20 protein-coding genes are annotated in these 24,086 nt (G+C 68.2%); 8 read left to right on the forward strand and 12 right to left on the reverse strand.

Going from position 1 to position 24,086, the window contains the following annotated elements:
• Positions 1-53: 53 nt before the first annotated feature.
• The 3 genes from AC1ROD_RS03850 to AC1ROD_RS03860 form a co-directional block, all read right to left on the reverse strand.
• Positions 54-272 (reverse strand): cysteine protease, encoded by a 219-nt coding sequence (locus tag AC1ROD_RS03850; protein WP_492946932.1) that lies wholly within the window; start codon positions 270-272, stop codon positions 54-56.
• Positions 273-340: 68 nt separating this feature from the next.
• The gene (locus tag AC1ROD_RS03855; protein ID WP_492946933.1) at positions 341-1,675 is read right to left on the reverse strand and encodes an amidohydrolase; all 1,335 of its coding nucleotides are present in this window, start codon (positions 1,673-1,675) and stop codon (positions 341-343) included.
• A complete protein-coding gene (locus AC1ROD_RS03860) occupies positions 1,675-3,795 on the reverse strand; it encodes a discoidin domain-containing protein (protein WP_492946934.1) in 2,121 nt (706 codons plus the stop codon). The genes AC1ROD_RS03855 and AC1ROD_RS03860 overlap by 1 nt, the downstream gene beginning before the upstream one ends.
• Before the next feature lie 90 nt (positions 3,796-3,885).
• Here AC1ROD_RS03860 and AC1ROD_RS03865 point away from each other — a divergent pair, with 90 nt between their 5' ends.
• Entirely contained in the window at positions 3,886-5,178 is a 1,293-nt protein-coding gene (locus tag AC1ROD_RS03865; RefSeq protein WP_492946935.1) for a dicarboxylate/amino acid:cation symporter, read from the forward strand.
• Between the two features lie 4 nt (positions 5,179-5,182).
• On the opposite strand, the gene arr is transcribed toward AC1ROD_RS03865, so the two are convergent.
• From arr to AC1ROD_RS03890, 5 genes are all read right to left on the reverse strand, one after another.
• Positions 5,183-5,596, reverse strand: a complete 414-nt coding sequence (gene arr, locus AC1ROD_RS03870) for an NAD(+)--rifampin ADP-ribosyltransferase (RefSeq protein WP_492946936.1) — start codon at positions 5,594-5,596, stop codon at positions 5,183-5,185.
• A 16-nt stretch (positions 5,597-5,612) separates the two neighbouring features.
• Positions 5,613-8,912, reverse strand: a complete 3,300-nt coding sequence (gene carB / locus AC1ROD_RS03875; protein ID WP_492946937.1) for a carbamoyl-phosphate synthase large subunit — start codon at positions 8,910-8,912, stop codon at positions 5,613-5,615.
• A gap of 21 nt (positions 8,913-8,933) precedes the next feature.
• Entirely contained in the window at positions 8,934-9,236 is a 303-nt protein-coding gene (locus AC1ROD_RS03880) for a hypothetical protein (protein WP_492946938.1), read from the reverse strand.
• Between the two features lie 108 nt (positions 9,237-9,344).
• Complete coding sequence (locus AC1ROD_RS03885) at positions 9,345-10,046, reverse strand: HAD family hydrolase (RefSeq protein WP_492946939.1); 702 nt, start codon at positions 10,044-10,046, stop codon at positions 9,345-9,347.
• A gap of 54 nt (positions 10,047-10,100) precedes the next feature.
• A complete protein-coding gene (locus AC1ROD_RS03890; RefSeq protein ID WP_492946940.1) occupies positions 10,101-11,102 on the reverse strand; it encodes an acyl-CoA thioester hydrolase/BAAT C-terminal domain-containing protein in 1,002 nt (333 codons plus the stop codon).
• 152 nt (positions 11,103-11,254) lie between these two features.
• On the opposite strand from AC1ROD_RS03890, the gene AC1ROD_RS03895 reads away from it, so the two are divergent.
• The 3 genes from AC1ROD_RS03895 (at position 11,255) to AC1ROD_RS03905 (ending at position 13,921) form a co-directional block, all read left to right on the forward strand.
• Positions 11,255-11,716, forward strand: coding sequence for a DUF805 domain-containing protein (locus AC1ROD_RS03895; RefSeq protein ID WP_492946941.1), 462 nt, complete (start codon positions 11,255-11,257; stop codon positions 11,714-11,716).
• A gap of 94 nt (positions 11,717-11,810) precedes the next feature.
• Positions 11,811-12,968 carry a glutamine-hydrolyzing carbamoyl-phosphate synthase small subunit gene (carA, locus tag AC1ROD_RS03900; protein ID WP_492946942.1) on the forward strand — a complete coding sequence of 386 codons (1,158 nt, stop codon included), beginning with the start codon at positions 11,811-11,813 and terminating at the stop codon, positions 12,966-12,968.
• Complete coding sequence (locus tag AC1ROD_RS03905; RefSeq protein WP_492946943.1) at positions 12,968-13,921, forward strand: hypothetical protein; 954 nt, start codon at positions 12,968-12,970, stop codon at positions 13,919-13,921. Before carA ends, AC1ROD_RS03905 begins: the two co-directional genes overlap by 1 nt.
• On the opposite strand, the gene AC1ROD_RS03910 is transcribed toward AC1ROD_RS03905, so the two are convergent.
• The 4 genes from AC1ROD_RS03910 to AC1ROD_RS03925 all read right to left on the reverse strand — a co-directional run bounded on the left by AC1ROD_RS03910 (position 13,918) and on the right by AC1ROD_RS03925 (position 15,842).
• Positions 13,918-14,187, reverse strand: a complete 270-nt coding sequence (locus AC1ROD_RS03910) for a hypothetical protein (protein WP_492946944.1) — start codon at positions 14,185-14,187, stop codon at positions 13,918-13,920. The two genes, AC1ROD_RS03905 and AC1ROD_RS03910, sit on opposite strands and share 4 nt — an antisense overlap.
• Positions 14,188-14,399: 212 nt before the next feature.
• Positions 14,400-14,675, reverse strand: a complete 276-nt coding sequence (locus tag AC1ROD_RS03915) for a transcriptional regulator (RefSeq protein ID WP_492946945.1) — start codon at positions 14,673-14,675, stop codon at positions 14,400-14,402.
• Positions 14,672-15,334: a hypothetical protein gene (locus AC1ROD_RS03920; protein ID WP_492946946.1), complete on the reverse strand. Its 663-nt coding sequence runs from the start codon at positions 15,332-15,334 to the stop codon at positions 14,672-14,674. Before AC1ROD_RS03920 ends, AC1ROD_RS03915 begins: the two co-directional genes overlap by 4 nt.
• A 118-nt stretch (positions 15,335-15,452) precedes the next feature.
• A complete protein-coding gene (locus AC1ROD_RS03925) occupies positions 15,453-15,842 on the reverse strand; it encodes a cupin domain-containing protein (RefSeq protein ID WP_492946947.1) in 390 nt (129 codons plus the stop codon).
• Between the two features lie 115 nt (positions 15,843-15,957).
• Between AC1ROD_RS03925 and dnaG the strand changes: the two genes are divergently transcribed.
• The 4 genes from dnaG (at position 15,958) to AC1ROD_RS03945 (ending at position 24,082) form a co-directional block, all read left to right on the forward strand.
• Positions 15,958-17,838, forward strand: a complete 1,881-nt coding sequence (gene dnaG, locus AC1ROD_RS03930; protein WP_492946948.1) for a DNA primase — start codon at positions 15,958-15,960, stop codon at positions 17,836-17,838.
• A gap of 94 nt (positions 17,839-17,932) precedes the next feature.
• A complete protein-coding gene (gene rpoD, locus AC1ROD_RS03935) occupies positions 17,933-19,882 on the forward strand; it encodes an RNA polymerase sigma factor RpoD (protein ID WP_492946949.1) in 1,950 nt (649 codons plus the stop codon).
• Between the two features lie 375 nt (positions 19,883-20,257).
• Positions 20,258-21,148 (forward strand): hypothetical protein, encoded by an 891-nt coding sequence (locus tag AC1ROD_RS03940; protein ID WP_492946950.1) that lies wholly within the window; start codon positions 20,258-20,260, stop codon positions 21,146-21,148.
• Between the two features lie 69 nt (positions 21,149-21,217).
• Entirely contained in the window at positions 21,218-24,082 is a 2,865-nt protein-coding gene (locus AC1ROD_RS03945) for a M16 family metallopeptidase (protein ID WP_492946951.1), read from the forward strand.
• The last annotated feature ends 4 nt before the right edge of the window (positions 24,083-24,086 follow it).

Genomic DNA, 24,086 nt, shown 5'->3' on the forward strand with positions numbered 1-24,086 from the left:
GTTTTCCGGAGACTAGGGCGCCTTCCCCAAGGGAGGGCAAGGGGCTTGCGCGATCAGGCGCGTCGACCGCTCCAGCGCGTGCGCGATTGCGGACGCGGTCGGCCCTGCGCCCGGGCCTGTCCCTTGGGAACGGCCCTGTTGCGATGCCCCTGCCAGAGCTCGAACGCCAGGGTGGCGAGGGCCAGCTTGCCCGCATGACGTCCGGCGAACCGGCGTCCGCCCTTCGACAGAAGCAGGCCGCCGACGACGGTGGCGATACGGGACAGGGCCATGACATTCACTCCGGTTGCCCGGATGAAACGGCCCTGACCGGCATCGGTTCAGGAGCTGGGGCGGATGGTCACGTCTTCGCCAGCAACGCCAGGGCCGCGACGGTCATGGCCTCGACGCCGGTGGTGACCGAGGGTTTGGCGTCGATCTTGAACAGGGGCGAGTGGTGGCCGGCGGCGGTCTCGACCTCGGCCGCGGGCGTGCCGCCCACGTCGAAATAGACACCCTTCACCCCGCTCTCGGGCGTGACGAAATAGGCGAAGTCCTCGGCGCCCATGCCTGACCGGGGTTCGTCGGAGAGGACGTCGGGGCCCATGGCGGCGGCGATGGCCTCGCGGACGCGCTGGGCGGTGGGGCCATCATTGATCGTGGCGGGCGTGGTCTCAAGCGTCGAGCGGGTGACAGTCGGCAGCAGGTTCTCCGGCACGCCCAGCGCCTCGGCGGTGCCGCGCGACACACGGTCGATGCCGTCCAGCAGCAGGGTGCGAACCTCGGGGCTGTCGGCGCGAACCGTCAGCTGCATGTCGACCCGGTCGGAGATGATGTTGTTCTTGATGCCGCCGTGGATGGATCCGACGGTGACGACGGCGCCTTCCAGCGGATTGACCGTGCGGCTGCGCAGGCTCTGCAGGTTCATCACGATGGACGAGGCGACCACGATCGGATCGACGCCGAGGTGGGGATAGGCGCCGTGGGTCCCGACGCCGTGGACGACGATCTCGACCCCGTCCGAGCTGGAGGAGTGGATGCCCAGCGGCACCGACACCTTGCCCTCTTCCATCTGGGCGGCGACGTGGAAGGCCAGGGCGTAATCCGGCTTGGGGAAGCGCGAATAGAGGCCGTCATTGACCATGGCCCGGGCGCCGAAGATCCGCTCCTCGGCCGGCTGGACGATCAGGACCAGGGTGCCGGACCAGTCGGTCTTGTGGTCCATCATCTGGCGCGCCGTCCCGACCAGGGCGGTGATGTGCACATCGTGGCCGCAGGCGTGCATGACCGGCTTCTCGGTTCCGTCGGAATCGACCTGACGGACGGTGGAGGCGTTGGGCAGGCCCGAGGCCTCCTGCAGCGGCAGGCCGTCCATGTCGGCGCGGATCAGGACGGTCGGACCCTCGCCATTGCGCAGCACGGCGACCACCCCCGTGCCGCCCACGCCGGTGGTGACCTCATAACCCAGGCCGGTCAGGAGTTCGGCCATCCGGGCCGAGGTCCGCGTCTCCATGCCCGACAGCTCGGGGTGGCGGTGGAAGTCGTCGAAGACGGCGGCCAGACGGGCGTCATAGTCCGCCAGGATCGACTGTTTGAGCGCGCCGTCCGGCGAGGCCGGAGCGACGGTTTGGGCGCTTGCGGCGCTCCCGGCGGCCAGGAGGATCAGGGCGGCGGTCGTCGGGATCAGTGCGCGCATCAGTCGTCCTTGGGTTTGGGAGCGTCGGAGGGAGGCGGTGTGGCGGTCGGAGCCGTCGTGGGAGCCGTCGTCGGGGCCGTGGTGTTCCCGGTCGCGGGCAGGGGGGCGCCGGTCACGGGCGGGGCGCCGCTGATGTAGACGGGCGGAATACGGGTCACGACGGTGCCGGTCGCGGGCGGCGGTCCGGGATCGCCGGGCTGCGGCAGGCCGGTCACCGGCGGATCGGGCTCGCGCACCGTCCCTGCCGCGCCGGGCACGTCCAGCACGACGCTGAGGGGCGAGACGCCGGTGTCGCCGAAGGCCTCGACGGCGAAGGCGTAGTCCACCCCGGCGTTCAGGGCCCGGATCTCGACCGTGCCGCCGCGCGCGGCCAGATCGTCGGCCCAGACCTGATAGGTCGAGTGCAGCCGGTCGCGCTTCACGCCCCAGCGGATGTTGTAGCCCAGGATGCGGCCGCCGGCCGGATTGGGCACGGCGTCGAAGGCGACGATGGCATTCCTCTGATCCTCGCCGCGCTTGACCGTGACATTGGCGGGGGCGGCCGGGGCCGGGCCGGTCGCATTGCCGAACACCCGCAGGTCGGCGATGGCCAGATGGGCGCCCGGCGCCTCGCCGTGTTCGTAGCGGATATAGCGGGCGCGGACCGGCCGCTCGCCCTGGACATAGGCGTTGGGACTGTCACGCTCGGAGTTCATCCGGCTGGCGAAGGTCGACCAGTCCTCGCCATCGGCCGACCACAGGATACGGAACCGGGTTCGCAGGCCCGGCAGTTCGGCGAAGATGCCGGCCTGGTAGTCGGCGTAGTTGACCTGCACCGCCTGAACCGTCTTCACCGCCCCGAGATCCAGCGTCAGGGTCTGACCCGCATTGTTGTTCGCAGCCACCCAGAAGGTGCGCGGATCCTCGTCGGTCGCGCGATCGGCGGCGAAATCCTCGAGCGTCGAGGAGGCGGTCGCCTTGGCGCGGTAGGACAGGGGCATCCAGCCGGTGAACAGGCTGTCGGGATCGGTGACGGGTCCGTCCGGCGCACGCTGGGGGAAGTCGCCGAAGCGGCTGGAGAACCACATCTGGCCGTCCGGATGCACCCCGCCCGGATAGAGGGCGATGCGCCGCTCGAAGCTCCAGTTCAGCCCCACCCAGGACGTGCCCGCGTTCCACAGATTGCCGTAGCGGTCCGCGAACGTGGAGCCCTGACCCGCCCCGCTGACGAAGCCGCCGGGCTTGTAGCTGATCGGGCTGTAGGGCGCGTACTCGAACGGCCCCAGCGGCGAGGCGCCGGTATAGACCCCCGTGGCGGAGGCGTTGTAGCCCGTTCCCGGCGCGGCGTACTGGAGGTAATACCGTCCGCCCACCTTGTTCATCCAGGCGCCTTCGAGGAAGGGACGAACCGGGGTCCCGTCGGGCAGGCCGCCTGAATGATCCTGTCCGAACCGCTCCCAGCCGTGGCGCTCGGGGTCGAGGGTGAAGAAGGGACGCGGGGTGTCGATCCATTCCATCGGCGGGACCGGATTGATCTCGGAGCCGAACAGGGGCGCGCTGTCGGACGAGCCCCAGTAGACGTACCATTTGCCGTCGTCGTCGATGAACAGATCGGGCGCCCAGGGACCGGCGGGGATCTGGCCCGTGGTCGGCGTCTCGCCCTTCGCCGCCATGCCCGGAACCGGAGGCATCACCCGGGTCAGATAGTCCCAGACCGCGCGGGTCGAATCGATACTGACCAGCATCGGCTTCGGCTCGGTCGAGGACTGCATCAGATACAGGCCGTCGTCGTCCGAGGCGGCGGCCGGGGCGACGCCGGCGCCGAACGGCCAGCGGTCGGGCGTGACATAGGTCCAGTCGACCAGATTGCGCGAGGTCCAGTAGCCGTCGCCCCCGGTCTGGAAGAGGTAGTAGCGGTCGCGGTGCAGGACGATCGTCGGGTCGCCGCCGGTCCGGTAGCTGATGCCCTGGTGCGTTTGTTCGAAGCTGTATTTGTAGTCGAGGTCGACCGGATTGGCCCAGGTGCGGCCGGCCGGCGCCGCCGTGGCTGTCGTCGGTGTCTGGGCCACGGCGCCAGGCGCGAGCGCGCTTCCCGAAATCAGGGCGGCGACGGCGGCGAGAACGACGGTCGAAAGGCGCATTTCTGAACCCTACCATGAGCTTGGCCGCGCGATAGTGCCGAACAACCGTCGGCGGGTGGCTTCCCGCGACGGGAGTGCTAAGCCTGTCGCATGACCTCTTCGCGCCTCCGCACCCTGTTCACCTCCCTCAGCCTGTGGGTGGTCGTCGCCCTCGTGCTCGGACTGGCCGTCGGCGCCCTTTCACAGGGCTCTGGCGTGGAACAAATCGTCACCGCTATCGAGCCCCTGGGCGGGGTCTGGCTGAACGCCCTGAGGATCACCGTCATCCCCCTGGTCTTCGCCATGCTGGTGACCGGGATCGTCTCCATCGCCGACGCCGCCTCGACCGGACGGCTCGCGGCCAAGGCGCTTCTGGTCTTCACCATCATGCTGGTCGGGGCGACCGTCTACGCCATCGTCGCGGGTCTCGGCCTGCTGAATCTGTGGCCCATCGACCCCGAGGCCGGGCGCGCCCTTCTGGCGGGCATTCCCGCCGACACCGCCGCGACGGTGGGCGAGGCGGCGCGCACCGACGGGCTGCAGGCCTTCCTCAACAGCCTGGCCCCCTCCAACCTGATCAAGGCCGCGGCCGAGGATGGGGTGCTGGGCGTCGTGGTCTTCGCCATTGCGTTCGGCTTCGCCGCCACCCGGCTGGAGAGCCGCCTGCGCCAGCCGCTGTCGGCCTTCTTCGAGGCCACCGCCGAGGCCATGGTGGTCATCGTTCACTGGGTGCTGCTGGCCGCGCCGTTCGGCGTCTTCGCCCTCGCCCTCGGCGTGGGCCTGCGCGCCGGGGTCGGCGCCGCCGGGGTGCTGGGCCACTACATCGCCATCGTCTGCCTGAGCCAGATCGGGGTGATCATCCTTGTCTATCTGGGCGTCCTCGCCTTCGGGCGGATCGGTCTCAAGCGGTTCGCGGGCGCCGTCGCCCCGGCCCAGGTCGTGGCCTTCTCGACCCAGTCGTCCCTGGCCAGCCTGCCGGTGATGGTCGAGCGGGCGCGCGATACGCTCGGCGTCTCCTCCGCCTCGGCCGGTCTGGTCCTGCCGCTCGCGGTGGCCGTCTTCCGCCTGACCAGCCCGGTGGCCAACCTGGCCGTCTGCCTCTACGTCGCCCAGCTGTACGGGGTGCATCTCAGCTTCGGCGCCCTGATCGCGGGTGGCCTGACCGCCATCGCCGTCTCGGTCGCCTCGGTCGGCCTGCCGGGGCAGGTCAGCTTCTTCGCCGCCATCGGCCCGATCTGCCTGGCCATGGGCCTGCCCATCGGCGTTCTGCCCCTGCTGCTGGCGGTCGAGGTCGTGCCCGACATCTTCCGCACCATCGGCAACGTCACCGCCGACCTCGGGGCCACCCGCATCGTCGCGGGACGGGACGAGGCCGTGGACCGTGAGGCGGGCGAGGGGATCTAGGCCGTCAGTCGATCGCCTCGACGCCCTCGGCCTTCAACCGGGCGATGTGGGCCTTCATGGCGGCGAGCTGTTCCGGCGAATGCGGCGTCCATTCCGTGATCTCGCCGACGATCCGCAAGGGGGCGCGTGAGCGGTAGGAGCGGGTCGGATTGCCCGGGAATTTCTTGTCGGTCAGGTTCGGATCATCGACCCAGTCGCCGGTCGGTTCGACCAGATAGATGCGCTGACGGCCCTCGCCGGCCGCCAGTTCGGCGCCCCAGATCGCCGCTTCCAGCGTGCCGGAGAAATAGATCCACGACCCGGCCTGGCCCGAGCCGTAGTTCGAGTTCCAGCCGGCCGCCAGTTCGTCGCCGACGCCCAGATCGGCGCGCGTGCCGTGGTGGAAGGGGCCCTTCTCGTCCGGCACGGCGTCGGTCATCGGGACATTTCCTGGATCAGCCGTAGGCCTGGATCGCCTTCACATCCAGCTCACCGGCCTTGATGGCCCCGATGGCCTGGGAGGCGGCGAGCGCCCCGGCGGCGGTGGTGTAATAGGGGATCTTCATCATCAGGGCGGTGCGACGCAGGCTGAAGCTGTCCTGCAGCGCCTGCTTGCCGTCGGTGGTGTTGAAGACCAGCTGGACCTCGCCGTTCTTCATCGCGTCGACGATGTTCGGGCGGCCTTCCAGCACCTTCTTGACCGGGGTCACGGCCAGGCCCTGTTCGGCGAGGTAGGTCGCCGTTCCGCCCGTGGCGATGATCCTGAAGCCTTCCGCGATCAGGCCCTCGACCGCTTCCTTGATGAAGGGCTTGTCGTCGTCCTTGACCGAGACGAAGGCGCAGCCCGTCGTCGGCAGGGTGGTGCCGCCGCCGATCTGGGACTTGGCGAAGGCGCGGGCGAAGGCGGGGGCCATGTCGGCCTCGCCGTCGCGCTTCCAGTCCAGACCCATGACCTCGCCGGTCGAACGCATTTCCGGCCCCAGGATGATGTCGACCCCGGCGAAGCGGGCGAACGGGAAGACCGCTTCCTTGACCGCGATATGGTCATAGGGCTTGTCGGTCAGACCGAAGGACTTCAGCGGCACCCCGGCCATGACCTTGGCGGCGATGGCGGCGACGGGCAGGCCGATGGTCTTGGCCACGAACGGCGCGGTGCGGGAGGCGCGCGGATTCACTTCCAGCACGAAGATGCGCGGGTTGTCGGAGTGCGGCTCCTCGATCGCGAACTGCACGTTCATCAGGCCGCGCACCTTCAGCGCCCGGGCCATGGCCTCGGTCTGGCGCTTCAGCTCGGCGACCACGGCCGGCGACAGCGACCACGGCGGCATCGAACAGGCGCTGTCGCCCGAGTGGACGCCGGCTTCCTCGATATGCTCCAGCACGCCCGCGACGAAGACGGTCTCGTCGTCGCACAGGGCGTCCACGTCCACCTCGGTGGCGCGGTTCAGATAGTGGTCGATCAGGACGGGATCGTCGCCCGAGACGCGCATGGCCTCGCCGACGTAGCGGTCCAGACCCTCACGGTCGTGGACGATCATCATGCCGCGGCCGCCCAGCACATAGGAGGGGCGCAGAACGACCGGATAGCCGACGCGGTCAGCCTCGGCGGCGGCCTCCTCATGCGAGCGGGCCAGGCCGTTCGGCGGCTGCTTCAGGCCGATGTCGTTCAGCATCTGCTGGAAGCGCTCGCGGTCCTCGGCCAGGTCGATCGAGTCCAGCGTAGTGCCCAGGATCGGCACGCCGTCGGCATGCAGGGCATGGGCCAGCTTCAGCGGGGTCTGGCCGCCGAACTGGACGACGCAGCCGATCAGCTCGCCCCTGGAGCGCTCGACCTCGATCAGCTCCAGCACGTCCTCGGCCGTCAGCGGCTCGAAATACAGGCGGTCGGAGGTGTCGTAGTCGGTCGAGACCGTCTCGGGGTTGCAGTTGACCATGATCGACTCGACGCCGATGTCGGCGAAGGCGAACGCCGCGTGGCAGCAGCAGTAGTCGAACTCGATGCCCTGACCGATCCGGTTCGGACCGCCGCCGAGGATGATGGCCTTCTTCTTGTCCGACGGATCGCTTTCGTCCTCGGGGATCTGGCCCAGGGCGCCGGTTTCGTAGGTCGAATACATATAGGCGGTCGCCGAGGCGAACTCGGCGGCGCAGGTGTCGATGCGCTTGAACACGGGGCGGACCGACAGGTCGCGGCGCGCCTTCCGGACGGCGCTCTCGCTCTGACCCGTCAGTTGGCCGAGGCGGGCGTCGGAGAAGCCCTTGGCCTTCAACTGGCGGAACTCGGCGGCGTCGGTCGGCAGGCCCTTGACCCGGACGTGGCCTTCCTCGCGCACGATGTCGGCGATCTGGCGCAGGAACCAGGGCTCGTAGGAACAGGCGGCGTTGACCTCTTCCACCGTCAGGCCGTGGCGGAAGGCCTGGGCGATGACGCGGATGCGGTCGGGGGTGGGCTGGCCGAGGGCGCGAACGACGGCGGCGCGGATCGAGCCTTCGTCGCCCAGCGCGTCGGCGCCCTCGATCTCGATCTCGTCGAAGCCCGACAGGCCGGTCTCGAGGCCGCGCAGGGCCTTCTGCATCGATTCCTGGAAGGTCCGGCCGATGGCCATGACCTCGCCGACCGACTTCATCGAGGTGCCCAGCAGGGGCTCCGAGCCCGGATATTTCTCGAAGGCGAAGCGCGGGATCTTGGTGACCACATAGTCGATCGACGGCTCGAACGAGGCCGGCGTCACCTGGGTGATGTCGTTCTGCAGTTCGTCGAGGGTGTAGCCGACGGCCAGACGGGCGGCGACCTTGGCGATCGGGAAGCCGGTGGCCTTGGACGCCAAAGCCGAGGAGCGCGACACGCGCGGGTTCATCTCGATGACGACCATCCGGCCGTCGGCGGGGTTGATCGCCCACTGGACGTTCGAACCGCCCGTCTCGACGCCGATCTCGCGCAGGACGTTGATCGAGCCCGTGCGCATGCGCTGGTACTCTTTGTCGGTCAGGGTCAGGGCGGGGGCCACGGTGATCGAGTCGCCCGTGTGTACGCCCATCGGATCCACATTCTCGATGGAGCAGATGATGATGCAGTTGTCCGCCGTGTCGCGGACGACCTCCATCTCATATTCCTTCCAGCCGAGGACGCTTTCCTCGATCAGCACCTCGGTCGTCGGCGACAGGTCGAGGCCGCGCAGGACGATCTCCTCGAACTCCTCGCGGTTGAAGGCGATGCCGCCGCCGGTGCCGGCCAAGGTGAACGACGGACGGATGACGGCGGGCAGGCCGACGAACTCCAGCCCGTCCAGCGCCTCTTCCATCGAATGGGCGGCCTTGGAGCGCGGGCTTTCCAGACCCAGCTTGTCCATGGCGTCGCGGAATTTCTGGCGATCCTCGGCCTTGTCGATGACCTCGGCCTTGGCCCCGATCATCTCCACGCCGTACTTCTTGAGCGCGCCCGAGGCGTCCAGCGCCAGGGCCGTGTTCAGGGCCGTCTGGCCGCCCATGGTGGGCAGCAGGGCGTCGGGGCGCTCCTTGGCGATGATCTTCTCGACCATCTCTGGCGTGATGGGCTCGATATAGGTCGCGTCCGCCAGCTCCGGATCGGTCATGATCGTGGCGGGGTTGGAGTTGACCAGGATGACGCGATAGCCCTCGGCTTTCAGGGCCTTGCAGGCCTGGACGCCCGAATAGTCGAACTCGCACGCCTGGCCGATGACGATGGGGCCGGCGCCGATGATCAGGATCGACTGGATGTCTGTACGCTTGGGCATCGGGGCCTCTTGGTCTTGAACTTAGTGGGTCACGACCGCGCATTCCCAGCCGTCGTAGTCGAGCTGGAAGGCCGCGGCCCAGGATTGCATCATGGCGGAGATGGGGGCGAAGCTGGCTTCGTCCACCGGAATGGTCGTTTCGAGGACGGTCACCTCGTCCTGGCCCCGGGTCACGAAGCCCGCGCGGCGGGCGACCTCATTCAGGTCGTCGTGGTCGCCTTCGCCGTAGAAGTAGAACAGGGTGTGGCGCGGGGTGACGCCCGTGTCGCCATGCGTGGCGAGAGCGGCGCGGACGGCGGCGTCTTTCTCGTCATGCTCGGACATGGGTCGGTCTCGCGCGAACGACCGGCGACGCGTGGATTCGCGGCCGGGGGCGTTCAGGTTGTCGGTTAAGCGGCCCGTCTAAAGACGGGGGGGCGGGGGGGCAACCCCTTATCCGTCCGCCTGCGTATCGATCCACGCCGGAAGCGCGGCAATGGTCTCCAGCGCGCCGTAGCGGGGATGGCCTTCCGGCGCGTCGGCCAGTTCGTGGGCCCAGGTGACGTGATAGGGGATGTGGACGCCGAAGGCGCCGGCCTCCAGCGCCGGCAGGACGTCGGACTTCATGGAGTTGCCGGCCATGACGGCCTCGGCCGGGCCGGTGCCGTGGCGGGCGAAGATGCGGTCATAGGTCCCGCGATCCTTCTCCGAGACGATCTCCACCGCCACGAACAGATCGCCGAGACCCGAGGCGGCGACCTTGCGCTCCTGATCCATCAGGTCGCCCTTGGTGATCAGGACCAGCCGGTACTTCTCCGACAGGGCGGCCAAAGCCTCGTCGACGCCGGGCAGGGTCTCGACCGGATGGGCCAGCATCTCGCGTCCGGCGGCCAGGATCTCGCGCACCACCTCGGGCGGGGCGCCGCCGTCGCACAGCTCCATCGCCGTCTCGATCATCGACAGGGTGAAGCCCTTCACCCCGTAGCCGTAGAGGCGGAGGTTGCGGCGCTCGACCTCGGCCAGCCGGGTCTCGATGGTCTCGAGGTCGCCGTGGTCGTCCAGCAGGTCGACGAAGCGGGCGTGGGTCAGGCGGAAGATGGTCTCGTTGTGCCAGAGGGTGTCATCGGCATCGAGGCCTACGGTCGTGATGGTCATGACGGGGGTCCTAGGCTCAGGCCCCCCGTCTCTCAAGTCCTGTCAGGGGCCAAATCAGGGATTCAGGGCCGTCCTCAGGAAAGCCAGGACCCGGGGCCAGCCGTCGGCGCGGGCCGCGACCAGACCGGGCACGGTGCCGCCCAGATAGGTCGCCCGCTCCAGCCCCGGGGCGTCGGCCGCCACCGGAATCCCGAAGGCGGCGTGGCCGGCGTCGGGATAGGCGATGTTGACGACCGGATAGGCGAAGTGACGGTCCTTCAGCCGCTGCTCGACCTCGGCGGCCATGCGCGAGGAGGGCCACAGGCTGTCGGCCTGACCCGAGATCATCATGACCGGGCCGTGGATGGCCTCGACGGGGATGTAGGCCTCGGCCGGCGCGGCGGTCAGGCTGTCGTTGTAGAGGTTGAAGACGCCGGTGAAGCCCTTGGACAGGTCGTAGTGGACATAGGTCAGGGGTTGGCCGTTCGCGGTCCAGGACGATCCGACCGGCCCACCGGCCATGTCGATCCCGGCCCAGACGACACTGGAGGGCACGCCGACCACGACGGCCTCAATCTGCGGCTCGCGGCTGGCGATCAGCAGGGCCAGTTCGGCGCCCTTGGAGATGCCCATGATCGCGACGGGGCCGTGGATGTCGGGCCGGGCCTTCAGCCAGGTCAGGGCGCGGCCCACCGGCTCGATCGGGACCTGATCCAGCTTGGCCTGCTGGCCCGGCTCGCCGAAGTAGGAGACGGCGATGGCGGCGAAGCCCTCATCCGCCAGATGCCGCGCCAGACCCCGCGAACCGCCGAGCCCGCCTTCGGACCCGCCGAGCACGATCACCGCACCTGCCGAGGCCTGCGATCCGGCGACCGGAGCGAAATATTCAGCGACCAGTCCCTCCTCGCGGATGACTTCGGTCGCGGGCCGGGCGGCGGGCGCGGCGGCCTGCAGTGTGGCGGGCGGCGGGGTCTGGGCCACGGCCATCGTGCCGGTCAGGACGAAGGCCCCGAAGAGAACGGCGGAGAGGGCGGCGGAGGCGCTGACGAAGGACGCGACGGGCAGGGCGTTGGGCATTTCGATCTCCATCTGTGAAGAACTTTGAAACACAAAGTAACTGACCGGTCAAGCCACCTTCCGAGGTTACGGCGACTTCACTGGTGGTTTGGCCGACCCGTGTTAGCGTCCACGAGACGGCGGTTGCCGTCGGATCGAGACCGGAGACCCCGATGAAGGATTTCGTGAAGGCCTACACCCGCTACGCCCAGTTCGAGGGGCGGTCCGATCGCAAGGAGTTCTGGTACTATGTGATCTTCTATCTGGTCGTCAGCAGCGTCCTCGGGGTGGTCGACGAGACCCTGTTCGGGTGGCGAGTGCTCGACCTGGGCGTTCACTCCTGGGGCCACGACGCCTGGACCTGGAGCTGGAACGGGGGTTGGGGTTCGGGTTGGAACTGGAGCCTTCATGACGATGGGCCGCTGACGTCGATCTTCAGCCTGATCTCCCTGATCCCCTCGATCTCGGTCAGCGTCCGGCGGCTGCACGACACCAACCGGTCCGGCTGGTATTTCCTGTTCTGGCTCCTGCCGGTCGTCGGCTGGATCTTCCTGCTGGTCTGGTATTCCCAGAAGGGCGACCCGGTCTCCAACACCTATGGCGAGCCGCCGATCGGCAGCCAGCTGGAGCTCTGAACCCGGGTCTCGCAGGGCCGCCGTTGACCCGGCGGCCCGCGATGAGTAGTGACGCCGCCGTTTGCTCGCCGGGATTCGGTGCTAAGGAACGGCCATGACCACTCAACTGCTTCCCGGCTGCACCGGCGTCCTCGCTCTGGCCGACGGAACCATCCTGCAAGGGATCGGCGTCGGCGCCGTCGGCACGGCCCTGGGCGAGGTCGTCTTCAACACCGCCATGACGGGCTATCAGGAGATCCTGACCGACCCGTCCTACATGAGCCAGATCCTGGCCTTCACCTTCCCCCACATCGGCAACACCGGGGTGAACGTCGAGGACGTCGAACAGCTGGGCGGTGGATCCGACACCTCGGCGCGCGGCGCGATCTTCCGCGACCTGCCGACCGATCCGGCCAACTGGCGCAGCGAAGCCAGCTTCGACGCCTGGATGAAGCGCCGCGGCGTCGTCGGCCTCGCCGGCGTCGACACCCGCGCCCTGACCAAGATCATCCGCGACAAGGGCGCGCCCCATGCGGTCATCGCCCATGATCCGGAAGGCAAGTTCGACCTCGAGGTCTTGGTCGCCCAGGCCAAGGCCTGGACCGGTCTGGTCGGCCTCGACCTCGCCAAGCCTGCCTCGACCCTGCAGTCGTTCGAATGGGACGAGGGTCTGTGGGCCTGGCCCGAAGGCCACCCGAAGACCGAGGGCCGCAAGAATGTGGTCGTCATCGACTACGGGGTGAAGCGCAACATCCTGCGCGCCCTGGCCTCGACCGGCGCGAAGATCACCGTCGTCCCGGCGACGACCTCGGCCGAGGACATCCTGGCCCGCAATCCTGACGGCGTGGTCCTGTCCAACGGCCCGGGCGATCCGGCCGCGACCGGCGAATACGCCGTGCCCGAGATCCAGAAGCTGGTCGAAAGCGGCAAGCCGGTCTTCGGCATCTGCCTGGGCCACCAGATGCTGGCGCTGGCTCTGGGCGCCAAGACGGTCAAGATGGAGCAGGGCCACCACGGCGCCAACCATCCGGTCAAGGACCTGACGACCGGCAAGGTCGAGATCGTCTCGATGAACCACGGCTTCACCGTCGATCGTGACAGCCTGCCCGACGCGGTCGCCGAGACCCACGTCAGCCTGTTCGACGGCACCAACTGCGGCATCGAGCTGAAGAACCGTCCGGTGTTCAGCGTCCAGCATCACCCCGAGGCCTCGCCCGGGCCGACCGACAGCCTCTATCTGTTCGACCGGTTCTCCGCCCTGATGGACGCCTGATGGGCCTGCCGTCCGCGAGCTCGGCCTATCTGGGCTGGCTCTCGCGCGCGCTGAAGCCTGACGCGGCGGCTGTGCCGGCGGTGGAAGGCGACGTCGTTCTCGGCTACGGCACCGGCTATGACGCCGCCGACATCGCGCCTTTCGTCCTGTCCCTGCGGGCCGTGTTCGACGGCGCCGTGGCTCTGGTCGTCGACGACCGGCCGGACCTGAAGGCCTTCCTCGACCAGCACGGCGTCATCGCCATCCATCCGCACCACCTCGGCGGCTGGGAGCCCCACGCCGTGATGGCCCGGTTCGCGGCCTTCGATCGGCTGCTGGGGCAATGGCCGGACGTGGAGAGCGTCCTGATCACCGATGTGCGCGACGTCATCTTCCAGGCCGCGCCCTTCGCCCCCGCGCCCGAGCGGCTGGAGGCCTATGTCGAGTATGAGGACGGGGTCCTCGGCGACCACGCCTTCAATATGAAATACCTGCGCGCCCTCGCCGGCGACGATCTGGCCGAGGCGATCGCGGGCAGGCCCTGCATCTGCGTCGGCACCGTCATGGGGCCGCGCGAGGCCATGATCCGCTTCTGCCGCACGGTGATGATGCTGGCCGCCATTCCCCGCTCGGAGCTGGGCGGCGCCTTCGGGGCCGATCAGGCGGCCTGCAATCTGGCGGTCCATATGGGGCTGGTCGAGGCGGAGATCCGCCCCAACTACGGTCGCATCGCCACCCTGGGCCTGACGAAGACGGAAACGCTCGGCTGGTCGGACGGCAAGGTGACCAATCCCGGCGGCGGCTGGAGCCCCATCGTCCATCAGCACGACCGCCATCCGGCCCTGGCGACCGCTGTCCACGCCCGCTGGGGCGGGGGGCTGGAGCACCGCGTGCGGGTGCAGAAGAAGACCGCCTCCCAGCGTTGGGAGAAGCAGATGCAGTCTATCCGCCGCCGGCTGCCAGAACTCCGCTAGGGGATCGGCGCGAAGCTGCGGTCCTCGCAGCGCAGGGCGCAGGCCTTGCGGATCGCGGCGGGGGCGGCGCTGAACCAGTACTGGGCGTCGTCGTCGCGGTGGGCGTGTTTGCGCTCCAGTCCGCGAAGCCGCCTGAGCGCCGCGTTCTCGAGCAGTCGCGCATGCAGGGCGCGGGGCGAGAGTTCGGCGATGGCGGGAGAGCCGGGAACGGCGACGGTGTCGGGTCCGATGGGCTCCACCGCCGGACGGGCGATAGAGATGAACATGGCAGGTGTCCTGAACGCATAGTGCTCGGAACGCCGACCGCGTCCTTTGCCCCGATTGCCCGCCGTTCTTTCTGGGGCGGGTCAGTATGGTTAATCCACAAGGTCTGTGGATTGTTCCGATGTGTCCATAAAAATATGCGTGAAATCAGGCGGTTATGGTCACGCTTTTAACTATATGGTTAACAAGAGATTAACGGCGACGCTCGCCGACCTCATCCCAGATGATCCAGATGGGCGGCCCAGGCGTCGCGGCCGGCCGGCGTCAGAATGATCCGTGTCCGGGGCTTTCTGCCGAGAAATCCGCGACCTAGCTCGACGTACCCTGCGCCTTCCAGCCGATGCAGGTGGCTCGACAGGGTGTTGTTGGCTAGGTCGAGGGCGGCGGCCAGTTCGGTAAAATCCGCGGCGCCGCGGTCGGTCAGATAGGCCAGGACGCCGGCGCGAATTCGGTTGGACAGCAGCGGATCGGCCTCGAAAGGGGCGTTCACCGGCCCCTCTGACGCATCAGAACCACCGCCGGAGCGAAGGCGAGTAGCAGCAAACAGGCGGCGGCGATCGGCAGAAGGGGAGGCGAGTTGCCGATGATCGCCATGCCGATGGCGGCGGCGAAACTGCCGATGGCGACCAGCAGCAGCCAGCGCCGGTCATTGAGGATGGCCGTCACCCACCAGGCCGCGCCCCACAGGGTGAGGAGGACCGGCGGCAGCATATAGGAGGCGTAGACGGCGTCGGTCGGCAGCTGGCCCTGCGTGAAGATCCTGAAAGCCACGACCGTGGTGACCATGGCGATGAAGGCCGCGCTCCAGGTGGCGGTCCCCGCGCGGCTCAGCCGGACCCGGTTGGGGCCGAAGGTGCGCCACACGGTCCAGATCAGGGCGCCGAGGAACAGCAGGTGGGCGGCGAAGATGCTGAGGTTGAGGGCCTGGACGATCGGGCCGGCCTTGCCCGGGCCGGGAAGGCCTTCGACGGCGACGCCGACAAGGATGGCCAGTATCGCGAACCCGTACCCGCCGCCGAACACCGCCATCAACAGCAGGAAGGGCGCGGGCTCACCGCGACCGGCGCTGGCCAAGCGTTTGAGATAGGCCAGATCGCTCTCGTCGGAAGCTGCGCGAGAGGGGGAGGTCGGCGTGGCGGCGTCGGTCATCGGAGCTCTCCGGTTTCGATCCGACTACTTTCAATTGTAAAGTTGTCGAGTCAAGGGCTGTGGCCGGGAGCGACGGTTAGGCCGTCCCCGGCGACCAAGGCGCTCTGGCGGAAGGGCCTTACCGTCGCTCGACGTTGGCGGCCCCGTCAGGGGTCTGGTCGACGGCGAACATGCGCACCGTCTCGGCGCCGACCACCGTGCCGCGATGCCACTGACCGCGAGGCTCGATGAAGACGTCGCCGGCCTTCAATTCATAGACCTGACCCGTGTCCAGGTTCTCGACGCGCAACTGACCGGCCAGCACATAGGTGAAGCGCTGATACGGATGGCGGTGCTCGGGAAAGACCGCGCCCGGCGCCAGTTCGGTGATGAAGGCGCTGACGATCGCGACAGTTGGCGGCTCGATTGGCTGACCCGAGGCCGTGGTGTCGTGCCGACCCAGAGGCGTGATCACCGGGCCGGCCGCCTGAAGCGCCATGATCAGCAGGATGTTGAAGAGCGCGCCCATCAAATAACGCTGTCATTCGAACGGCGCGCTGTCCAGTCCAAACCGCATCGCCGATCCGCGCTCGGGAGGACCTCAGCGGCCTCGCTTGTGGCGCCGTGGAAGGCTAGGATCGGGCGTGCGTTTCGATGAGCGATTTCTTGAAGAACTGAAGGCCCGCCTTCGCCCGTCCGACGTGATCGGCCGGTCGGTGAAGCTCAAGCGTCAGGGACGCGAATGGGTAGGGCTGAGCCCCTTCTCGAAGGAGAAGTCGCCGTCCTTCTTCGTCAACGACGACAAGGGCTTCTTCCACGACTTCTCCTCCGGCAAGCATGGCGACGTCATTTCCTTCCTGCAGGAAGTCGAGCGGCTGTCGTTCCCGGAGGCGGTCGAGCGTCTGGCCGCCGAGGCCGGGATGCAGATGCCCGCCGAGGACCCGCAGGCCGCCGAGCGCGAGCAGAAGCGACAGGGCCTGTCGGACTGGATGGACCTGTCGCAGAAATGGTTCGCCGCCAATCTGCGCCGGTCGGCCGGCAAGGCGGCCCGCGAATACCTCGAACGCCGCGGCCTGCCCGAGGATCAGTGGGAGCGGTTTGGCCTCGGCTATGCCCCCAACGACCGCGAAGGGCTGAAGAACGCCCTGATCCAGCGCGGAGCCAAGCCGGGCGAACTGGTCGAGGCCGGGATGCTGATCTCTCCGGAAGGGGGAGGGACGCCGTATGACCGGTTCCGCGACCGGCTGATGTTCCCGATCCTCGATGCGCGCGGCCGGATCGTCAGCTTCGGCGGCCGGGCCATGAACCCCGACGACCGGGCCAAATATCTGAACGGACCCGAGAGCCCGCTCTTCCACAAGGGCGCGACCCTGTACGGCCTGCCCGAGGCGCGACGCATTCTCGGGGCGGAATCGAAGTCGACCCAGGCCATCATCGTGGTCGAGGGCTATATGGACGTCATCGCCTGCCAGCGGGCGGGCCTGCCGGCCGTTGCGCCGATGGGCACGGCCCTGACCGAGGAGCAGATGGAGCGGCTGTGGCGGGTCTCGTCCGAGCCCGTCCTCTGTTTCGACGGCGACGGCGCCGGCCAGCGCGCCGCCTATCGCGCTATCGAACGCGCCCTGCCGCTGCTCAAGCCGGGCCGGTCGTTCCGCTTCGCCCTGCTGGAGGGCGGTCAGGACCCCGACGACATCCTGCGCGACAAGGGGGCGCCGGCCCTGCGTCAGGCGATGGGAGAAACGAAGCCCTTCGCCGAGGTCCTGTTCAAGCGCGAGGTCGAGGCCGAGCCTCTGGACACGCCCGAGCGCAAGGCGGGCCTGAAAGGGCGGCTGCGGCAGGCGGCGGCGGCCATCCAGGACAAGGATCTGGCCGAACAGTATCGCCGCGAGATGTTCGAGCGGTTCGACGCCCTGTTCCCGTCGGGCCGCAACGCGCCGCAGCAGGCGCGTCCCCAGCAAAGCGGCCCTGGAGGTCGCTGGCGTGGCCCGCCGCCCAAGCTCGGCCAGACCGCCGAGGGCGCCGAGGCGATGCAGTCCTTGAGCCGCTCGATCGAGCCGGTCGCCGCCGCCCTGGCCCACGGCGCCATCGACGATCCGGAGCGGATGGACGACCATCTGGAGGCGATCGCGTCACACGGCTTCGGCGATCACGCCCTGGACGGGCTGGCGCAGGAACTGGTGCGTCTGAGGTTCAGCGGCCAAACCCTTGACAGTGCGGCCTTGCGACGCCATCTGGCCGCTTCGGGACACGATGCTTTAGTGCGCGAGGTCGAGAAGGCGGCGGCGAAGTCCGGCGCGCCTTTCCTGGCCGCAAATGCGCCCCTCGCCGAAGCAAGGGTCCGGTGGTCGCAAGCGTTCGACGCTCTGACCCGCGTGGCGGGGCTGGAGAAGGCGCTGGCGTCAGCGAAGTCGAATGCCGAACAGGCCTTCGACGCCTCCGCCTTCAGTCGTCTGAAGGCGGAACGCGACGCATTGCGGCGAGCCATCAAGACCGGGACGATTTGGGAAGACGAGGCCTCTTCGTAACAAACGAAGGCCGGGCGCGTTCTCTTTTGGAACGGATGTTGCATTTTTGCCGGGGGGTCTGGCGGCCTCTGAATCGGCTGGAGACAGAGACTTAATGACCGATACGCAGGAACCTGCTGAAACCTCGTCCGATGGGCCGCTGCTCGACCTTACGGATGCGGGCGTCAAGAAGTTCATCAAGCAGGCCAAGGCCCGCGGCTATGTCACGATGGAGGAACTGAACAAGGTCCTGCCGTCGGAAGAAGTCACGCCCGACGCCATCGAAGATACTCTGGCGATGCTCAGCGAAATGGGCGTCAACGTCGTCGAGGCCGAGGAAGACGCGGCCGAGAGCTCGGGCGGCGAAGTCGCCGAGCGCGCCGAAACCCAGATCTCCGACGAGAACGCCAAGCCGACCTATGACCGCACCGATGACCCGGTGCGGATGTATCTGCGCGAAATGGGTTCGGTCGAGCTGCTGAGCCGCGAGGGCGAAATTGCCATCGCCAAGCGCATCGAGGCCGGCCGCGACGCCATGATCTCGGGCCTGTGCGAAAGCGCCCTGACGTTCGAGGCCATTATGGTCTGGCGCGACGAACTGGCCAACAACCGCATCCTGCTGCGCGAGGTCATCGACCTGGACGCGACCTATGGCGTGATCAACCCGTCGTCCCTGCCGCACAACCAGCCCCAGGCGCCCATCCCCGGCCAGCCCGCGGCGGCTCCGGCAGAAGCCTCTGAATCCGAAGGCGAAAGCCCGGAATCGGAAGACGAGGACGAAGATTTCGACGACGGCGGCGGCATGTCGATCTCGGCGCTGGAAGCCGAGCTGCGCGACGGCGTCATGGAGACCCTGGACGCCATCGCCTCGGACTTCGACGCCTTCCGCAAGCTGCAGGAGCGGCTGGTCGAAACGCGCCTCAAGGGCGAGGACCTGAACGCCAAGGACCGCAAGGCCTATGAGACCCTGTCGGTCGGCATTTCGGACCGGCTGAAGACGGTCAAGCTGAACAACAACCGCATCGAGGCCCTGGTCGAGCAGCTGTACGCGATCAACAAGCGGCTGATCGGTCTGGAAGGTCGTCTGCTGCGCCTGGCCGACAGCTACGGCATCTCGCGCCCCGAGTTCCTCAAGTCCTATTTCGGCAAGGAGCTGGACCCGAACTGGACCGAGGCCGTCAAGGAAATGGGCGTCCGCTGGACCAAGTTCAGCGACAACGAAGCCGCCCAGATCCACAAGATCCGCATGGACGTCGCGGCCGTGGCGGTCGAGGCCGGCCTGCCGATCGACGACTATCGCCGCATCGTCCAGACGGTCCAGAAGGGCGAACGCGAAGCCCGTCAGGCCAAGAAGGAAATGGTCGAGGCCAACCTGCGCCTCGTCATCTCCATCGCCAAGAAATACACCAACCGCGGCCTGCAATTCCTTGATCTTATTCAGGAAGGCAACATTGGCCTGATGAAGGCGGTCGACAAGTTCGAGTACCGCCGCGGCTACAAATTCTCGACCTACGCCACCTGGTGGATCCGTCAGGCGATCACCCGCTCGATCGCCGACCAGGCGCGCACCATCCGCATCCCGGTGCATATGATCGAGACGATCAACAAGATCGTCCGCACCAGCCGCCAGATGCTGCACGAGATCGGCCGCGAGCCGACCCCGGAAGAGCTGGCCGAAAAGCTGGCCATGCCGCTGGAGAAGGTCCGCAAGGTCCTGAAGATCGCCAAGGAGCCGATCTCGCTCGAAACCCCGATCGGGGACGAGGAAGACAGCCACCTGGGCGACTTCATCGAGGACAAGAACGCCATCCTGCCCATCGACGCGGCCATCCAGTCGAACCTGCGCGAGACCACCACCCGCGTGCTGGCGTCCCTGACGCCGCGCGAGGAACGCGTCCTGCGCATGCGCTTCGGCATCGGCATGAACACCGATCACACGCTCGAAGAGGTCGGCCAGCAGTTCTCGGTCACCCGCGAACGCATCCGCCAGATCGAGGCCAAGGCGCTGAGGAAGCTGAAGCACCCCAGCCGGTCGCGGAAGCTGCGGAGCTTCCTGGACAGCTGATCCGGGGCTTGAAAAAGACGATCAGGGGCCGCTCGAAAGGGCGGCCCTTTTTCTTTTGCCACCATGGGCATTTGTCATCCCGGCCGAAGCGCAGCGAAGAGCCGGGACGGGGCCTTGGATCCCTCACCGATCCCGGACGGCCCGCAGGGGCGAGCCGGGATGATCGCTCCGGATGAGCTGCGCTCTCCGGAGCGGGGCTGGTGGTGAGGGTTTGCGTCCCCGATCTCCGCTGCGCTTCGTCGGGGATGACAAGGGCCCATTCTTCCAGAGGGTGACCAACTGGTGTCGTCAAACGCGCCAATCGTTTTGGCCAATCGCACCAATCTCGCCGACGCTGCGACCGATACCGACGTTACGCCGTCTCACGGTCCTCCGATGACCCAGAGACGCGAAATCAAACAGAGGTCCCAGAAGGTCTGGGATGCGGCGAAGGAGGCCTATCTGGCCGGGGAGACGGCGGCCTCGGTCGCGCGGCGGTTCGACGTCGGCTACGGCAATCTGCGCTACCGGGCCAATGCCGAGGGCTGGACTCGCAAGGCCAGGATGGCGGCCAGGGCCGAGGCGGATGCGGAGGAGGCGATCCGCATCGCGGGCCGGGCCGATGAGGTCGCCGAGCCCGCCGCGATCATGGTTAGGCCCGCGACGGCGCCGGGCGCGGCCTTGCCGCTCCCGGCCGATCCCTTCGTCGATTTCGACATCCGTTGCCCCGTCCCCGAAAAGGCCTCGCCCGGCGAGGCGCTGGAGGCGGCGGTGCGCCGTGCGGGTCGCCGGCTGGCGCAGGGGCAGGCGCGCGAAGCGCTCGACCTGCTCAAGGCCGCCGAGGCCATAGCCCAGATCACCGGCTCGCGCCTGCCGACGATGGAGGAGATGGAGGCGGCCGATCACGAGTCCTCCCGCATCCGCGAGGCCGTCATCATCGCCATCGAACAACTGGCCGCCTTCCTGGCCGAGACCCTGCTGACGCCGAAGGTCGATCCCCTGCCGGGGTTCGAACATTTCCACCTCGACTGGCGCGCCCGTTGGGCGACGCCGGACTCGGCCACTATCGACGCCGACCGGGAACGGATCTGGGCCAGCGGCCGCGAGGACCTGATCGCCCTCTATGACGAGGAGGGAAACCTGCGCCCCCGCCCCGAACCCGACGCCGAAACCCTCGCCGAGGCCCTGAACCTGATCACGGTCCGGAACATCACCCGGAAGTATGGGAATTTCCGCGAGGGGATCGAGACAATGATCGCGGCGATCCGGAGCGGGGAGGGGAGGTGATCAGTTCTTGGCCCGGCGACGCCGCCCGGCTACGCTCTACGTGAAGTTGCGGTAGGGGCGGGGTAACGCGTGTCGGTCAGAGTGTGGGGCGCCGTCGCGCTCGGTCTTGTTCTCGCCTGCGTGTCGATGGACGCGGTTGAGGCGCAGGGGCGCAGCCGCGCCGCGGTCATCCCGACGGATCCCGCGGTTCGTCAGGGCCGGTTGCCGAACGGTCTGCGATACGCGCTGATGACCAACGACCGCCCGGTCGGCGGGATGTCGATACGCCTGCGCTTCGACGTCGGCAGCTATGAGGAGCCCGAGGCCGATCGCGGGGTCGCCCACTTCCTCGAGCACATGGCCTTCAACGGCACGCGGAATATTCCCGAAGGCGAACTGTCGCGCCGGTTTGCGCATGCCGGGGTCGCCTTTGGCCGGGACCAGAACGCCTCGACCTCGATGTTCGGCACAACCTACGATCTGGATCTGCCGCGGGCCGACCCGGAGGCGCTGGATCTGGCCTTCAGCTGGCTGAGGGACATCGGCGACGGGATGCTGCTGACGCCCGAGGCGGTGGCGCGTGAGCAGGGCGTCATTCTGGCGGAGCACAACACCCGTCTGGGTCCGAACAAGGACTGGTCCGACGCCTATCAGGCCTTCGCCGCGCCGAACGCGCGAAGCCGCAGCCGTCCGCCGATCGGCACGCCCGAGACCATCCGGACGATCGACGTCGACGCCCTCTCCCGCTTCCATCGCACCTGGTACAGGCCCGACAATGCAGTCCTGATCGTCGTCGGCGACCTGCCGCTGAATGATCTCGAAGCCCGGGTGCGGCGCACCTTCTCCGACTGGCAGGCGCCGACGGAGCCTCTGGTCCGGGTCGAGGCCACGCCCTTCGATCTGACCCGCCCGACGGCGGCGTTCGCCTATCCGGAGACCACCCTGACGACCGGGGTCAGCGCCTGCCGGCTGTCGCCCTGGGCGCCGCTCGGGCCCGATACGCGGGAGCGGCGGCGGACGCTGGCCCTGCGCAGTCTCTGGATGGGGGCGTTGAACCGCCGGCTGCAACTGCTCAGCCAGGGCGCCGACGCCCCCTTCGCCAGCGCATCGCTGGCGAGTTCGCCCTGGGTCCGCGAGAGCGATGCCCTGTGCCTGAATGTCTCGCCACCCGTCGGGGGGGACTGGCGCGCCGCCTTTTCCGCCGCCCTGATCGAGGTTCGCCGCCTGGAAGCCCACGGCCTTGAGGCCAGTGAAATCTCGCGCATCGTGACGGCCCAGAAGCGGTCCAATACGACGGGGGTCCGGCAAGCGGGCGACCGCTATTCCTCGAGCCTGGCGCAGGGTCTGCTCGGCCTGTTTCCGCTGCACGGGCTGGACCCGGGCGCCTTTGTCCGGCCGCGCGATATTCCGGCCCTCTACAACAGCATCGTCGCCGACATCACCCCCGCGGACATCCAGGCCGATTTCGTTCGCGCCTGGTCGGGATCGGCGCCTCTGATCGCGGTCCGCATGTCCCAACCGCCGACCGGGGAAGAGGTCGTCGCGGTCTGGAATGACGTCATGCAGGCCCCCGCGCCCGAAGCCCGCCCCGTGGCGGATCCGCTCGGCGACTGGGCCTATGGCGATTTCGGCGAGCCCGGCCGGATCGCCTCGCGTGAAGCCCTCACCAACCCCGCCTTTACCCGCGTCCGGTTCGAGAACGGGGTCGTCCTGAACGTCAAATCCGTCGCCTACACCCGGTCGCTGGTCCAGATTTCAGTGGAGATGGGCGGCGGGCGCTCCGCCGTGTCCGACGCCGATTTCCAGGCGGCCGCCCTGGGCTCGGGCTTCGTCCAGCCCGGCGGATTGGGGCAGCACAGCCAGCGGGAGATACAGGACCTGTTTCCCGATCGCCGCCTCGGCGCGGGCGTTCGCATGTTGAACGACGTGTTCCAGCTCTACGCCTCTTCACCGCCCCCCGATGTCGAACTTGAGCTGCAGATGATGGCCGGACTGGTCAGCGATCCCGGGTTCCGCGACGACTTCCCCGGGCAGCGCCGCCAGATGATTGACACGGTCTATCGGGGCTATCGCACCCAGCCGGTCAGCGTGCTCAGCATCGCGATGAGCGAGGCCGTCGCGCCCGGCAATCCCCGTCTCCTGCCGCCCCGGGAGAAGATGGACGCCCTGACCATGGCGGATATCGAGCGGTTGTACCGGCCGGTGCTGACCGAGGCTCCGCTCGAGGTCACCCTTGTGGGAGACATGCCGGAGAGCCGCATGATCGACCTGGTCGCCGCGACCTTCGGCGCCCTGCCGCCCCGTACATCCGCTCCCAACACGAACCAGGCCTTCGTCATGCGCTATGGCGACGCCCGGCCGCATGTCGAGGTCTTTCATGAGGGACCGGCCGACCAGGCGGCCCTCACGGCGCGGTGGCCGTTGTTCGTCTCCGAGCCGGCGCGCAGACGGGAACAGAGGGCGCTGGAGTTGCTCCAGATGGTGCTGCAGGAGCGAATTCGCGATGAGGTGCGGGAAGCACAGGGCGCGGCCTACAGCCCGCGGGTCAGTCTGCGGTTCGAGGATGGCGGAGACGACGGCGTCCTGTCGGTCGATGTCATCACCTCTCCGGCGGATGTGACCCGGGTGAGGGAAGCGATCCGGCGCGTCGTCGCCGAGGTCGCCGCAGGTCAGATCAGCCAGGCCGAACTGGACGACGCCCGCACGCCGATCCTGGCCCGGATCGCGGACAATCGGGCCACGACCGGGTGGTGGTACGGGGTTCTCAACGGCTCGGCGCGCGAGCCGCAGAAGTTGCGGGACGCCATGGACTGGGAAGGCGACTATCGGAGCATGAGGCTGGATGAGTTGAAGCAGGCCGCGGCGACCTGGCTGTCAGGGGCGGCTATCGAAGGCGTCGCGCTGCCCACCCCCGCCCCGGTGACCGCCACAGGCCCCGCGCCGACAGCCCGTTAGAATG

This window comes from Brevundimonas sp. GW821-FHT12E07, from assembly GCF_058807035.1.